Origin of the sequence: Flavobacterium sp., from assembly GCF_044357305.1 — a bacterium.
Classification (GTDB): Bacteria; Bacteroidota; Bacteroidia; order Flavobacteriales; family Flavobacteriaceae; genus Flavobacterium.
In genome coordinates this window covers 38,106-53,573 of sequence record NZ_JBIKPS010000014.1, presented here as the reverse complement: position 1 = coordinate 53,573, position 15,468 = coordinate 38,106, and the positions used below count along the sequence as shown (strand labels likewise).

The 15,468-nt window shown below is 32.8% G+C and carries 13 protein-coding genes; 4 read left to right on the top strand and 9 right to left on the bottom strand.

What is annotated here, in order from left to right:
* Nucleotides 1–674 precede the first annotated feature (674 nt).
* Nucleotides 675–1,121: a KTSC domain-containing protein gene (locus ACIQ2J_RS09950; protein WP_396169222.1), complete on the top strand. Its 447-nt coding sequence runs from the start codon at nucleotides 675–677 to the stop codon at nucleotides 1,119–1,121.
* A gap of 119 nt (nucleotides 1,122–1,240) precedes the next feature.
* The gene (locus tag ACIQ2J_RS09945; protein ID WP_396169220.1) at nucleotides 1,241–1,720 is read left to right on the top strand and encodes a DUF1761 domain-containing protein; all 480 of its coding nucleotides are present in this window, start codon (nucleotides 1,241–1,243) and stop codon (nucleotides 1,718–1,720) included.
* A 52-nt stretch (nucleotides 1,721–1,772) separates the two neighbouring features.
* Here ACIQ2J_RS09945 and ACIQ2J_RS09940 read toward each other — a convergent pair whose 3' ends face one another.
* On the bottom strand, nucleotides 1,773–2,051 hold the full coding sequence (locus ACIQ2J_RS09940; RefSeq protein ID WP_396169218.1) for a 4a-hydroxytetrahydrobiopterin dehydratase: 279 nt from the start codon (nucleotides 2,049–2,051) through the stop codon (nucleotides 1,773–1,775).
* Nucleotides 2,052–2,133: 82 nt separating this feature from the next.
* On the opposite strand from ACIQ2J_RS09940, the gene ACIQ2J_RS09935 reads away from it, so the two are divergent.
* Nucleotides 2,134–3,282: an 8-amino-7-oxononanoate synthase gene (locus tag ACIQ2J_RS09935; RefSeq protein ID WP_396169216.1), complete on the top strand. Its 1,149-nt coding sequence runs from the start codon at nucleotides 2,134–2,136 to the stop codon at nucleotides 3,280–3,282.
* Between the two features lie 3 nt (nucleotides 3,283–3,285).
* Here the strand turns inward: ACIQ2J_RS09935 and abc-f are convergent, their stop codons facing one another.
* Nucleotides 3,286–5,196 carry a ribosomal protection-like ABC-F family protein gene (gene abc-f / locus ACIQ2J_RS09930; protein ID WP_396169214.1) on the bottom strand — a complete coding sequence of 637 codons (1,911 nt, stop codon included), beginning with the start codon at nucleotides 5,194–5,196 and terminating at the stop codon, nucleotides 3,286–3,288.
* A gap of 66 nt (nucleotides 5,197–5,262) precedes the next feature.
* On the opposite strand from abc-f, the gene ACIQ2J_RS09925 reads away from it, so the two are divergent.
* Complete coding sequence (locus tag ACIQ2J_RS09925; protein WP_396169212.1) at nucleotides 5,263–5,649, top strand: DUF983 domain-containing protein; 387 nt, start codon at nucleotides 5,263–5,265, stop codon at nucleotides 5,647–5,649.
* Here ACIQ2J_RS09925 and ACIQ2J_RS09920 read toward each other — a convergent pair.
* The 7 genes from ACIQ2J_RS09920 to topA form a co-directional block, all read right to left on the bottom strand.
* Nucleotides 5,603–6,679: an NAD(P)/FAD-dependent oxidoreductase gene (locus ACIQ2J_RS09920; protein WP_396169210.1), complete on the bottom strand. Its 1,077-nt coding sequence runs from the start codon at nucleotides 6,677–6,679 to the stop codon at nucleotides 5,603–5,605. The two genes, ACIQ2J_RS09925 and ACIQ2J_RS09920, sit on opposite strands and share 47 nt — an antisense overlap.
* A gap of 90 nt (nucleotides 6,680–6,769) precedes the next feature.
* Nucleotides 6,770–7,684, bottom strand: coding sequence for a gliding motility protein GldN (gene gldN, locus ACIQ2J_RS09915; RefSeq protein ID WP_396169208.1), 915 nt, complete (start codon nucleotides 7,682–7,684; stop codon nucleotides 6,770–6,772).
* Nucleotides 7,685–7,736: 52 nt separating this feature from the next.
* A complete protein-coding gene (gene gldM, locus ACIQ2J_RS09910; RefSeq protein ID WP_396169206.1) occupies nucleotides 7,737–9,296 on the bottom strand; it encodes a gliding motility protein GldM in 1,560 nt (519 codons plus the stop codon).
* 60 nt (nucleotides 9,297–9,356) lie between these two features.
* Entirely contained in the window at nucleotides 9,357–9,989 is a 633-nt protein-coding gene (gene gldL / locus ACIQ2J_RS09905) for a gliding motility protein GldL (RefSeq protein ID WP_396169204.1), read from the bottom strand.
* A gap of 71 nt (nucleotides 9,990–10,060) precedes the next feature.
* Nucleotides 10,061–11,449 carry a gliding motility lipoprotein GldK gene (gene gldK / locus ACIQ2J_RS09900; RefSeq protein WP_396169202.1) on the bottom strand — a complete coding sequence of 463 codons (1,389 nt, stop codon included), beginning with the start codon at nucleotides 11,447–11,449 and terminating at the stop codon, nucleotides 10,061–10,063.
* Nucleotides 11,450–11,697: 248 nt separating this feature from the next.
* Nucleotides 11,698–12,849, bottom strand: a complete 1,152-nt coding sequence (locus ACIQ2J_RS09895) for a formimidoylglutamase (protein WP_396169200.1) — start codon at nucleotides 12,847–12,849, stop codon at nucleotides 11,698–11,700.
* 60 nt (nucleotides 12,850–12,909) lie between these two features.
* Nucleotides 12,910–15,411: a type I DNA topoisomerase gene (gene topA, locus ACIQ2J_RS09890; RefSeq protein WP_396169198.1), complete on the bottom strand. Its 2,502-nt coding sequence runs from the start codon at nucleotides 15,409–15,411 to the stop codon at nucleotides 12,910–12,912.
* Nucleotides 15,412–15,468 lie beyond the last annotated feature (57 nt).

Below are 15,468 nucleotides of genomic sequence, written 5' to 3'. Positions count from 1 at the left end.
TATTTGGTGCAAGTTGGTACAAGAAGGTTATACTTTAACAATACTATTAATACAAATGTATCCATTTTTCAACTAAAAAATACTATTTACAATTTGTGCAATTCAAATAGTGATTCTTGAAAAAATTATAAGCTCAAAATTCACAATATTATAGCTAATTCATTCGTAAAGTACGGATTACACATTATTAAAAAGTTACCTTTTATTGAAGATAATTTATTTAGCAACAAACTTATTAAGTTAATTCTAAAAAATCCACAGATAAAGTGGTGTTTTTAAAATTATAAAAAAAATATTAAAGGCTACAGTCAAATTAATAAAGTTTTTTTTTCAAAAAAATCACAAATGGATAGTTAGTATTGTTCCATTTGTGATTAAAAAGTCCTAACGGATTTTTTTTAGCACTAAGTATTTATGTTTATACAGTCCGTAATGTTAACGAATGCTTCTCTAATATAATTTTTGCTGATATATTATCTAATGTTATCGTGAATAGTTTGCACTTTATTTACTACTTTTGCACGCATTAAAAAGAAATCTTTCTTTTTAGAAAGATAGAAACCTATTTGCAGCTATATATCCTCAAAACAAAAGAGGTACAAATAGTGATAGGTTTTCCTTATTGAATAAGTGTTTTGAGAAAAATTACTTTATTTTTTAATTAATTTTAGTTTATGAAAAGAGTTGTTGAGTACAGAAAGTTATTGGAAGTTGACAAAAATGTAACTTTAAAAGAATTAAAGTCTATTTACAGAAATAGCATGAAGGATAGCCATCCGGATAAGTTTGTAAATGACGAAGCAGGTAAACTTGCAGCTGAGGAGCAAAGTAAAAACATCATTAATGCGTACCATTTTTTAGTAAGTATTGCTGCAGAAACTGTAGAGAAAAACCTCCCTGAATACCAAGAAACTATTAATAATTTTAATATTCTTGATTTTCATTTAGAGAAACAAACTCTTTTTGTAACTTATGTAAACGGAATGACTTACGAATACATTGGAGTTCCGAGAAACATTTATGTTAAAATGGTAAATGCTGAATCTTCAAACAGATTTGCAAAACGTCATATTTATGGTAATTTCATTTACCGTAAAACAGGTGAAGGTGCGGAAGAATAAAACCGAAACTTAAATATACAGAAAAGCCTTAATGATTTAGTTTCATTAAGGCTTTTTTCAGTTTAAAATAAACTAAATATTTTTTATATTTGTTTTACTAATTCTAAAATCAAAAAATCATGCACACTGTTTTAATTTTATTGCTTTCGTCATTTTCTTCTTTATTTGTGGGTTTTGTTTGGTACAATCCTAAAGTTTTTGGAAACATCTGGATGAGAGAATCTGGAGTTACCGAGGAAAAAATAAAAGGAGGTAACATTGCTTTAACAATGCTTATGGCATATGTTTATGCATTCTTTATTTCAGTTGTATTGTGGTCTTTAGTTATTCATCAAATGGGAGCTAACTCTGCAACTGTTAATATAAAAGGTGTTGACCCTTCAATTTTAAAAAACTACATGGATGCCTACGGAACAACCTATAGAACTTTTGGACATGGAGCTATACATGGTTTTATAGCAGGGCTGTTTTTTGCTTTGCCGGTAGTTGGTGTAAATGCACTTTTTGAAAGAAGAAGTTGGAAATACACACTTATTGCTGGTGGTTATTGGGTGGTTACTTGCTTATTGATGGGTGGAATTATTTGCCAATGGATGTAATATTCACATTTATTTATATACTAATCGCTCTATTTTTGTGGGGCGATTTTTTTTATGAAATGGCATCAATTGAGGATGCCAGCAGAAAATCTTTATCCGACAAACCACTTACATCATGGGTAGTTAATGCAACTTTTACTTTATTATAAACATTATATAATTCGGGATGATGATTTTGTTTTTCAGCTAAAACGCCAATGCGGACAATAAAAGTCAGAGCTTCACTGAAATCTTTAAATTGGAATTGTTTTTCAATTTTATCTTCATTTAAAATCCAATTATTTAGGGTTTTTATAGCCGTTTGAATTTCTATATCGGAATATTTTTTCATTATCAGAAAATTAAGTTAAAAGTAAAATACTATTTTATTAATCTGTTCCAAATAAACTAAATTTGGAGAATATATTGGACCTTTGAATTCTAAAATACAATTTACTATTTATTCCAAAGTTAGTGAACTTCCTGAAAATTGGAACTCATTGGCTGTAAATAACATTTTTTTATCCAAAGAATATCTAGAAGTACTAGAAAAATCGGCACCTGTAAACATGAACTGTTATTTTATAGGACTTTTTTATAATGGGGAATTAGTTGGAATTGCACTTTCTCAATTTTTAGACCTTAACCAATTGGAGTCTTTTGGAGATCGGGATAAATGTATTAAAACAAGTGTTCGGAATTTAATATTCAAAAACTTTTGTTCCCACGTTTTACTCATTGGCAACAACATGCTTACAGGTCAGAATACTTTTGCTTTTTCTAATAAAATTTCAAAGAAATCTATTGCAGAAGCCTTATTGCGTGCCATGGAAGATTTGAAGAAGCACATACAATCCTCAGGAAAAAAAGTGCATATCACCACCTTTAAAGATTTTGAATCTACCGACATAGCAGCATTTGAAAAGGAAACCTTTGCAGATTATTTTCAATTTTCTACCCAGCCCAATATGGTTTTTTCTATTCTGGAAAACTGGAAAACCGAACAAGATTATATTGATGCTTTATCCAAAAAATACCGAGACCAATACAAACGTGCTCGTAAAAAGGCTTCGGATATTGAAAAAAGAAAATTAAATTTAGAAGAAATCATTCATCACGAAGAAGAAATTTACGAATTATATTTTCATGTTGCTCAGAATGCTCCCTTCAATACGTTCTATTTAGCGAAAAATCATTTTAGGGTTTTTAAAGAAATCTTAAAAGATAAATTCCTTTTTTACGGATACTTTTTAGATGGAAAATTGATTGGTTTTAATACATTAATAAAAAATGGAGAGGCCATGGACACCTATTTCTTAGGGTATGACGACTCCATTCAAAAAGAGAAAATGTTGTATCTCAACATGCTTTACGACATGATTGCGTATTCCATAAATAAAGGATTTCACGAAATTGTTTTTGCTCGAACGGCATTAGAAATAAAAAGTTCGGTAGGCGCAAAACCTACCGAAGTTTTTGGTTACATCAAACACGAAACCAAATTAATTGATAGATGTACGAAAACCATATTTAATTATTTGGAGCCAAAAACCATTTGGCAAGAACGCAATCCGTTTAAGTAACTGCTAACTCATAGCGTCTATCTCACCTTGTACTACTTCCCAATCTTCTAGAAGCTTGTCTAACTCTGTTTTTTTCTTGTTGTACGCCATGAAAAAAGAAGCGTCTTCCAAGTGTTTATCGTAATTAGAAGCCAAAGCTTTGTCATCGTGTTGGATGTCAATTTCCAATTGCTTAATTTGACTTTCAATTTTACTCAAACGATTTTGAAGGGATTTATTTTTCTTTTGCTCTTCATACGAAACTTTACTAGTTTCTTTAGGAGCCTCTTTTTTTGCAATATCTTTCTTCTCTACTTCCCGCATATTTTCCAAGTTGCGTTGTTCCAAGAAGAAATTAATATCCCCTAAATATTCTTTTATTTTTTGATCTTTAAATTCGTACACTAAATTCGACATTCCTTGTAAGAAATCTCTATCGTGGGAAACTAACAATAAAGTTCCTTCGTATTTTTGAAGTGCCGCTTTCAATACGTTTTTCGATTTAATATCCAAGTGATTTGTTGGCTCATCCATCACCAAAACATTGATGGGCTGCAACAACAATTTACATAAGGCCAAACGGTTTCGTTCGCCTCCCGAAAGTACTTTTACTTTCTTATCTACATCATCTCCACGAAATAAAAACGACCCTAACATATCTCGAACTTTCGAACGATTGGTGTCAGCAGCAGCATTTTCCATAGTTTCTAAAAGAGTGATTTCACCATCTAGATATTCTGCTTGGTTTTGTGCAAAATATCCAACTTGAACGTTATGCCCTAGTTTTATATTTCCTTGGTATTTGAATTCGTTTACAATTGCTTTAATGAAAGTCGATTTTCCTTGCCCGTTTTGGCCCACGAAAGCAATTTTGCTCCCTCGTTCTACTAACAAAGAAATATCTTTCAGAATCACTTTATCGCCATAGGCTTTAGTAACTTCCTCTGCTTCAATAACTACTTTACCTGGAACTTTTGAAACCGGAAATGAAATATTCATAACAGAATTATCATCTTCATCTACTTCAATCCGTTCCACTTTATCCAACTTCTTAATCAACGATTGCGCCATAGAAGCTTTCGAAGCTTTAGCACGGAATTTTTCAATTAACTTTTCGGTTTCTTCTATTTTCTTAGCTTGATTTTTTTGAGTGGCCAATTGTTTCTCGCGAATTTCATGTCGCAATTCCAAATATTCAGAATACGGTTTATTAAAATCATAGGCTTTACCGAGAGAAATTTCAATAGTTCGGTTGGTTACATTATCCAAGAACATTTTATCGTGGGATACAATTACCACTACTCCTGGAAAATTTCTTAAGAAACCTTCCAACCAAATGATACTCTCAATATCCAAGTGATTGGTTGGCTCATCGAGAAGCAAAATATCATTAGACTGCAAAAGCAATTTAGCCAATTCGATACGCATTCTCCATCCCCCAGAAAAAGTATCCGTTTGATCATTAAAAACCTCTCTTTTAAATCCTAATCCTAAAAGAATTTTTTCAGTATCTCCAACATAATTGTAACCTCCTAGTAATTCAAAACGATGTGTATAATCGGATAAATCTTCAATAATTTGTCCATATTCTTCACTTTCATAGTCGGTTCTGGTAACCAAAAGATGGTTTACTTCTTCCAACTTTTTTTCAACTTGTTTTATTTCTATAAAAGCTTCATAAGCTTCTTCCAGAACGGTTCGCCCTTGTTCAAAATCGATATCCTGACGAAGGAAACCCATTCTAACTTCTTTTTCTTTCGCAATTTGACCAGAATCAGGTTTGAAATCTCCAGCAAGAATTTTGAGCATAGTAGATTTTCCCGCACCATTTTTCCCTACAAGCCCTACTCTATCGCCAGAACCAAGACGAAAAGTTACTTCTTCAAAAAGATACGAACCACCAAAAGAAACCGATAAATTGTGAATATTTAGCATATTATTTGTGACAATTGTTACATTATAAACTTCCTTAAAGAGTACCTTTGTAGAAAATTTTTGCAAATGTTAAAAAAAGGATCCAAATTATATAGCATTTTAACAGGAACTTGTCCTAAATGCCATGAAGAAAGTATGTATTTAGAGAAAAACCCGTATAAATTGAATGATTTATACAAAATGAACGATACTTGTAGTCATTGTCATACCCAATATTTGATTGAACCCTCTTTTTTTTATGGGGCAATGTATGTTAGTTATGGTCTGACTGTTGGTATTGGAGTAGCCATTTTTGTGATTTCGAATGTGATAATTGGTTTTCCTGTAAAACCAACTTTTATTGGGATTATTGTAGGTATTATTGCTTTGATGCCTGTAACTGCAAGATTGGCAAGAAACATCTATATCAATATGTTTCTTGCTTTTGATAAAAACTGGAAACAAAATTCTTAATTCTTTTAATATCTATCATAGGATCTAAAGGAATGTTGTTTTCAATATGATTAAATAAGCTTGTTGCCATTGCTGGAGCAAGCATTACACCTCTTGTACCCAATCCATTTAAAACATGAATAGCATTATGCAATGGATGGGTACCCACTAGTGGACGCCGGTCTTTTACCGTAGGGCGAACTCCTGCATAATGTTCGATTATTTCAAAGTCACATTGGATTAGTTCTTTTAATTGACCAACAAGTTCGTTTTTGGCAGCTTCTGTTGGGATATTGGTTTTGTCTTCCCAATTATAAGTTGCGCCAACTTTGTACAAATCATTTCCTATAGGGATAATAAAGATAGCTGATTTCACAATAACTTCTAAATTCAACTTTGGGGCTTTAATTAAAAGTAATTCTCCTTTAGTTCCGTCAAGCGGTAATTTAGAAAAGAATGGGTTAGAAAGCATGCCAAACCCTTCAGCAAAGACAATGTGTTTTGCTTTGTGATTTTTATACGAAACAAAATTATTTTTAATTTCTAAAAGTGAATAATCGAAAGTTTCATTAAGAAATAAATTTTCAGAAATTAAAAAATCTTTGAAAGCATCTAATAATAAAGCAGTATCCAAATAACCGGATAGCAATACTTCTCCAAAATTAAAAGGGGAATCGATAAAATTCAATTTGGAAGTGATTAGTTTGGTGGACAAGAATTTAGAAAGATTTGTTTTGTCTGATGCGGTAAACCAATTATTCTGCTCTTCTACCGAATGAAATTTCCGTAGTAAAGGTAATTTATAATCTAACTTAACACCTAATTTAGATTCTAATCCAAAATAAAAATTCGATAATAAATCTAATTGAGGACCTGCTTGCCAAACTTCACTAAACCGTTTTAAGATAACCGGATTATAAAGACCACCAGCAATTTTTGAGGAATTCTGAGAACCATCGTTAATTACCAAAATAGTTTTGTTGTTTTGCAATGCAATTTCTGAAAAAGCAATTCCAGCCAAACCAGAACCAACAACAATATAATCTAACATTAGTACTAAATTTATTTGATGAGTAGATTTTTTAAGGTATAAAAAAACTCCTACCAAAGGTAAGAGTTTTTAATAAGCTTTTAAAATATATTAATAAGTCCACATATCTTGTTCGAAATCACGGATTTTTTCTTTAACCCGTTCCGATTCTAATAACTGTGATTGGGCGTTGTCTTTCATATAATCATCAATCTTTCTATCCCCATACACATTCTCTTCTTTATAAATAACACCATTAAAACGACGCGAATTTAACAATTGATCAAAGGTAATTGGCATAGCCGAATTTCTATCATTAAAAGCTTTTGCCTCATGCAAAATATCACGAACAGAAGGAAAGTAAACCCAAAACAATTCAATAGAATCTGTATTTCCTTTAGCTTTGTCTCTAGCCTCTGTAGCCATTGGACAAATAGCAAGCAATCTATATTTTAATTCACTTTGACGTTTATCAAAATACCAAAACCCTTTTAATTTATATCCCGATATATCAGAAGCGTCTAAAACAGTTTCATTAATGTATTGTTTATCTAATACTTTTTTACCTGATTTATAAGCTGCTACATCGGTATTAAACTCATCAATTCCAGCCGGAACTGTATCTCTGAATTTAAAAACTGATTCTAAGTCTTTTAAAGATTTTTTAGAATTAAAATAATCATCACCATAAACCTCAGTTATCTTACCGTCTTTTATACCATTCAAAAGAACTTGAAAAAGTGATCTTCTTTCTTTACCAACAAATGCAGTATCTACAGGATAGTATAAAGGAAAATTAATTCTTTCATCAAGATCAATTAATTCCCAGGTAGTTTTACCCATCAAAACGTCTCTGTCATGAACATAGCCATAAGGAAGTGGTTTATCATTATCTGATTCCAATTGAGCAGCTGTTTTTTTACCTATTTCTGAAGGTGTTTTAGCATTCAATAGATTAGACTGAGCTAATGAAGTGTAACCTCCAAGAACTCCAAATACTACTAGTAAAAAGTTTTTCAATTTCATAATTTATATTCTAAGTTATCTAAGTAAGTTTTAAAACGCCTAACTTAAATTTTTATTGTATTTCGAAGATAGCTGGGGCAGCAGTTTTTGTTTGAATACCTGCTCCATCACCTATAATTTTTGTTTTCACATCCGAAATTGTAATTTGATCACCTTTAGTAGCTCTGGCTAAAGCAGCAGTACATTGTGCATTAACTCTGTCTCCATTAACTACAATTGATGCTTGTCCTGGAACTTTCAAAACAAACTGTGTTACTTGAAATTTCAAATCATACAAGAAATCAGGTAAAACAGCAGTAATTTGTGATGTTTGCAAACGTGATTTAGCACCTTTTTGGCTTCCAGCTGTACCACCAATAGCGGCTTGTGGAGCAGGAATACCTTTAATTCTAAAAACTTTACTATCTGAAACAGTTTTACCATCTGACATTTTTCCTGTAACATTAACGGTAACACTTTCTCCTGATGCAGGGTTCAAATTGTATTTTCCATTAGCACCAGCTTTAGATAAACCTGGAGCAGAAGCATTAACATTATTATCTCCAATACCTGCAAATGAAATTGTCATTGGGTTAGGTAAACCTCTATAAACAACGTTCATTTTATCAGCGGAAATATTTGCTGAATTAGGGCGAGGAATAACAACATATTTTCCTTCAAATGGAAGAGGAATAGTTTTTCCGTTTTCAACAAATGTAAACTTTCCAGTAATATTTTGCTCTCCAATAGATCCTGCAGTCATAGAGATAACAGCTTGTCCATTTTCAATTTTACCAGGACCTTGAAATGAAGTAGGTTTAGTACTATCATCATATCTTCCTAGTACTACTTTTCCTTTTACAGCTTCTCCTTGAAAGTAAGCGCTTTTTTCAAGTACAACCATCGCAGTATAATTATTCATAGATGCAGCTTCAATTGCAGCACCACCTAATAAAGAGCTATAACAATCGTATTCTGATTTTTGAATATCATTTTGCCAAGCAGTTAATTTTGCTAAAGATGCAATAGCTGGAAAATGCTCAAAATGATATGATAAATATTTTTTTGTAATTCCTTCGTTATCTTTAACATCCGCTGTGTTAAATTTCGCTTCCAAATCTTTAATAATTGGAGTTAATTTAGCTGCTAATGAAGGCTCGCTTGTAGCAGCTGCTTTCATTTCAGTAACATATTTGTTAATTGCAGCAATTATTTCATTCCCTTTAGGAGAATAACCATCACCTTTAAACCAAGTTTCGTCAATATGAGGTCCTTTATCCATAGCTTCGTATGGTAATTTACCTGTTTCTTTATCAACTTCAACTCCTTTAGTTGCATCTGCTTTTAATCCTTCTACAAAATCGTAAAAGTTTTTAGAAATAGTAGCAATTTTATCTGCGGCATTTTTGGCTGGACCAAACATACCTGCATTTTCAGATCCTTTTTGATCAATAGTCATCAAAAGTTTCTTATTATTTACGACTGAAGCCGTATTAGAACTTTCGAATTTTTCATTCATTAATCCAAAAGCAGATAATACTTCTTTGGACATATTTAATGCCAACATTGCAATGAAAACCAAGTACATTAGGTTAATCATCTTCTGTCTAGGGGTTATTTTTCCTCCTGCCATTTTTTCTAATTAGTTTAGTTTAATAATTTTGTTAATTTATAAAATATAGTTTAAAACTAATTATCCTTTATTGTTCATTGCAGAAAGCATTCCACCGTATACATTGTTTAATGTAGACAAGTTAGAAGTTAATGACTGCATTTGGTCTTTTAATTTCAAGTTGTTTTCAGCAACTTCGTTATTAATTTGTGCATTTCTTTCAGCGCTTTGTAATTGAACTTGGTATAAACCATTTAAAGCTTCCATTTGAGTTGCAGCTTTACCCATTTCTTCAGCATATTTCTTTTGTCCTGCCATAGCATCTACTGTAGGAGAAATTGATTTTGCAGCTCCTTCAAAGTTTTTAATGCTATTTCCTAAGCTAGCCATTAACTCACCGTCAATTTTAGCTTCTTTCAACATAGTATCTAATTTTTGAGACAATAAACCTTGAGCATCTTTGGATTCTTCTTTTTTAGTTTTTTCTTTTGCTTGACCACCGGCTAATTCAGGATATACTAAAGACCAATCTAATTCGTGGTCTACTGGTTCAAAAGCAGAAAGAGCAAAGATGAAAGCCTCTGTAATAAGACCAATTTTCAATAATATACTTGCACCTGGTAAGTGTTCGATTTTGAAAAGTGCTCCAATAATTACGACTGCAGCTCCCATACCGTAAGTGAAATTCATCGTTTTTTTGCTTAAAATTGCCATAATAATAAATAATTTTAGTTAGTTAAGTTTAATATAATCAAGTTAGTTAATATACAAAAATTGTTTTCAGGTTAGTTTTTTCCTGTTGTTTGTGTTCCCATGTAATCTTGAACTGTTCTGAAACCAATATAGCTTCTTGCAGTATCTTGGTATTCGAAATCTCTAGTTCCTACTTGCAAGAAGTAAGCTACATCTTTCCAAGAACCTCCTCTAACAACTTTACGTTTATTAGAAGTATCAGGAACATTAGGATTCATAGTTGACACAAATTCGTAAGCGGATGCATCATAAGAAGTGTCTGTCCATTCCGATACATTTCCTGCCATGTTATACAAATTATAACCATTAGGCTGAAAAGATTTTGCTTCCACAGTATACAATGCATTATCTGCAGCATAATCTCCTCTACTTGGTTTAAAGTTAGCTAAGAAACAACCTCTATCACTTTTAGTATAAGGACCTCCCCAAGGATAGTTACCGGATTGTAAACCTCCACGAGCAGCATATTCCCACTCAGCTTCGGTAGGCAAACGGAAAGAGTTAATTAAATCTCTTCCTTTCTTTTGTTTTACGTAAATATTCTTTTTCAATGTTCTCCAAGCACAAAATGCTTTAGCTTGTTTCCAATTCACCCCAACTACTGGGTAGTCACCATAAGCTTGGTGCCATAAATAATCGTTGTGCATTGGCTCATTATAAGAGTAAGCGAAATCTTTAATCCATACAGTTGTATCAGGATATACTTTTGTATTTTCTGTTTTAATAAATTTACTTCTTTTTCCAACTTTAGCTTTAGCTGCAGCTTGAATATCCATCCAAGAATAATGAAATTGCAATTTATTTACATCTATAGTTCTTAATCCATTGAAAGATTCGGCAACTGGAAGATACATAGAATCCATAACCTCCGTATAGTATTCATCAGGATATTTTTTAGTATCTGTAATCAATTTTACTTTACGGTACAGTTTTCGTCCTGCATATGGATCGTCTGTAGTACCAACACTGTAATAATTCTCATACATGTATTTGTCGTAAGCAGTCATTTTAGCAGGATCTTGATCGTTAAAAGCAAAATCACCTATACTACCTGTACCCTTACCACCTTTACCAGCGCCAGGTTTTACACCAGTTTCATCAGCAAGAATAGCTAAACGCACTCTAATAATAGAATCTTTTACCCATTCTACAAACTGACGGTACTCACTATTTGTGATTTCCGTTTCGTCCATATAAAAGGACCTAACAGTTACCGTTTTAGTTGGCGCATCTTGTACATTAGCTAAATCATCGTCTGATTTACCCATGATATATGCTCCTCCTGGAACTAATGTCATTCCAAAAGGTTTCTCTGGATGCCATTTCTTTCCTTTCACTCCAACTAACTCTCCTTTGTCGTTAGACTTACCACAGCTCACTAATAGAGTTAAAATAGATGCAAATGCAATGAACTTCTTCATATAAATTCAGGTTAATTATGTGTTCGTATTTCAAGGGCGTAAACCTATCCATTATTTTTCAAAAAAACAATTATTTGTATCTTAAAGTTTTCTTTTTTTTATCAAAATTACATTTATATGTAAAAATAAAAAATAAAATACCTAATAAAGTACCGATAATCAAGACAATTAATGCTGTTTTGCTGTTTTTTATGAATATTCTCATAAAATGAAAGCTTGAAAAAAAAATTGCTTTTTTACGCTTTTTATTAAATTGTGCTTTTTCGTTGGGCTTTCCACCAGCGTTCGGGTAGTTCTTGGTTGCAAGCAGCCAAATAATCTTCCTGTGCACATGGTAATAACGTATTCTTTTTTAATTTATTGTTTGAATTTGTAAAAAAAGGTATTTCTATCCACCATCTTTCGGTTTTATCGCTTTTATAAAACACTACATCCTCTTCTTCGTTAGGAACCGTATATTTTATATAATTATCTTTACTTCCAAACGGATACTCATTAGAACGATAGTGTATTCCTTCTATAAAATACCAAATCACTTGAGCAATAAGAGCTGTTTCTTGTTTAGAACCTTGGTGATTAAATATCCCCAGACAGGAAACTTTATCGCTAATACCGGCATATCTTGCTAACGCACAAATTTCTTTACCATTAAATCCATTAGGTTGAAAATTAGTGAAATTTCCAGAATCGGAGGACTTTACAGAGGTTAAATCCAAACTTACCAAATCAGCATCTCTAAAAACCGGCTCCGAAATAGCTATATTATTGCATACTTCACCTAATCTATAGGCGTCAAAATACAATTTTTCAATCAAATCTATTTCTTCTTGCGAATTATAATAGGTTTGGTATCCAACATTACTATAATTAAAAAGGTTATTGGGTTCTTCAATGATTATTTTGGATAAATACGAATCTGCTAATGCAGTTCCTTCTTGCTTACTAAGATCAAATTTAGAATCAATGGATACCAAATTAACCATTTGCTCTAAATCATCATAACCACGATATAAAGCATAAGTTAAATCTTGAGAGCCTCCTATAATTATAGGTATAACTTTATTTTTCATCAACTTAGAGACTACTTTCTGTAAAGCAAAGTAAGTATCCTCTGGTGAATTTCCAGGTAATATATCGCCTAGATCAGCTATAGTGTGACTCCAGTTTCCTGGAAAAAGATGGTATAATTCTAATCTAATTAGAGATAAATCTATTTCTCGACTATCTTGATTGTTACCTCGATGATCTGGGACTCCAATAATAGCAATAGAAACTTTGGAAATATCCGGAAAATCTTCCTGCGTATGAAAAACAACTTTGTTCGACAAATGCTGGGAAGACAATCGCTTTAAGTCAATTATCAAATCGGTTTCTACTGGAGAAAGAAAATCAAATTCCATTTTTATTTCATTTTTTCCTCACTCCACTCCTATTTAAAGGAGAAAAATATAGGATAGTGGTTATTTCTTTTTGGCTGGTGCTTTTTTTACCGCTGCTTTTTTAACAGGCGCTTTTTTGGCTGGAGTTTTCTTAGCAATCATTTCTTGCACTTCCGCTAAGGTCAACTTAGAAGCATCAATATCTTTACTCAATTCAATTTTTATCTTTCCTTTAGTAATTTCAGATCTTCCCCAACGTGCTTTTTGAACAAGAATTCCTTCTTCTTTCCAGTCGTGAATTACCTTGTCGATATTTTTTTGCAATTTATCTTCAATTAATTCTTCAATATCGCTTTGCGAAAGATTGTCAAAATTATATTTTTTAGAAACATTAATGAAAATTCCATCCCATTTAATAAATGGACCAAATCTTCCAGTTCCTTTTTGAACTCCTTCGCCTTTATAAACTGCTATTGGAGCATCGGCTTGTGCTTTTTCGTCAATTAGTTCTTTGGCCCTTTCTAACGTTACATCCAAAGGCTCTTCTCCTTTAGGCAAAGAAACGAAAACTTTTCCAAATCTAATAAACGGACCAAAACGTCCCAAACTCACCTCAACCTCTTCTCCTTGGTACGTTCCTAATGCTTTTGGCAGTAAAAACAAGTCTAAGGCTTCTTGTAAAGTAATAGTTCCAATATTTTGCTCGGCACGCAAACTAGCAAATTTCTTTTCTTCGTCTTCACTATCGCCAATTTGAGCCATAGCGCCAAATTTTCCTAAACGAACCAAAACTGTTTTACCAGATTCTGGGTGTTTTCCTAAAATTCTTTCGCCACTTTCTCTATCGGCATTGGCTTCAACATCTTTTACATTCGGATGGAATTTATCATAAAATTCCTGCATCATTTTAGTCCAATTGATGTTTCCTTCTGCAATTTCATCAAAATCTTGTTCCACTTTGGCAGTGAAATTATAATCTAAAATATTTTCAAAGTTTTTTACTAAGAAATCGGTAACGATTGTACCAATATCGGTTGGAACTAACTTCCCTTTATCGGATCCTGTATTTTCTTTCAGAAGTTTTTCAGCAACTTTATTCGATTGCAACGTCAATTGGGTATAATTACGCTCCTGTCCTTCTAAATTTCCTTTTTCAACATAATTTCTATTGATGATAGTTGAAATAGTTGGCGCATAAGTAGATGGTCTACCTATACCTAATTCTTCTAATTTCTTCACCAAAGAAGCCTCTGTATATCGAGCCGCTGCACGAGAATATCTTTCAGTTGCAGTAATGTAATTGTTTACCAATTTCTCATTCACTTTCATCGCTGGCAACATGCCTTCTTGCTCCTCATCGTCTTCATCGTTTCCTTCCAAATACACTTTAAGGAAACCTTCAAACTTAATTACCTCACCAGATGCTGTAAAAACTTCCGAGTGATTATTGGCTTCAATTTTAACATTGGTACGTTCCAATTCGGCATCGCTCATTTGAGAAGCCAAGGTTCTTTTCCAAATTAAATCATACAAGCGCGCTTGATCTCTATCTATATTCACCGTATGACGGGACATATCTGTAGGACGAATCGCCTCGTGCGCCTCTTGTGCTCCTTTACTTTTGTTTACAAAGGTTCTAGGTCTAGAAAACTCTTTTCCGTAGGATTTTATGATTTCTGCTTGTGCAGCCTCCATAGCATCTTTAGAAAGGTTTACACTATCCGTTCTCATGTAAGTAATTAACCCCGCTTCGTACAAACGTTGTGCTAATTGCATGGTAATTCCAACGGGAAGGTACAGTTTACGTGCTGCTTCTTGTTGTAAAGTAGAAGTAGTAAAAGGTCCTGTTGGAGATTTTTTAGTTGGTTTGGTTTCTAAATCGCCAACTTTATAAGTAGAGCCTATGTTTTTATTTAAAAAATCTTCGGCTTCTTTTTTGGTATTGAAATTTTTTGGAAGTTTTGCTTTAAAAGATCTTCCGGCTTCGTTAGTAAACTCGGCAACAACGGAATAAGAAGCAACTGCTTTGAAATTTTGAATTTCGCGTTCGCGTTCTACAATCAATCGCACTGAAACCGATTGAACACGACCTGCAGAAAGTCCGCCTTTAATTTTACGCCATAAAACAGGAGACAATTCATAACCCACTAATCGGTCTAAAACTCTTCGTGCTTGTTGTGCGTTTACTAAATTGTAATCAATTTCTCTCGGATTTTCAATTGCCTTAAGAATCGCATTCTTAGTAATTTCGTGAAAAACAATTCGTTTGGTTTTGTTTTTATCTAATTTTAATTCTTCGGATAAATGCCAAGAGATTGCTTCTCCTTCTCGGTCCTCATCGGAAGCCAACCAAACCATGTCGGCATTTTTGGCTAATCCTCTAAGTTTGGTTACCAATGCTTTTTTATCGGCAGAAACTTCGTATTTGGGTTTGAATCCGTTTTCGACATCCACTCCTATTTCTTTAGAAGGCAAATCGGCAATATGACCATAACTGGACTCGACTTGGTAATCTGCACCTAGAAATTTCTCAATGGTTTTTGCTTTTGCTGGGGACTCAACTATAACTAAATTCTTTGCCATTTTATTTTATTTGTTCGGCAAAAGTATATGATTTTTTTTTAAATTAGAATTTTTATT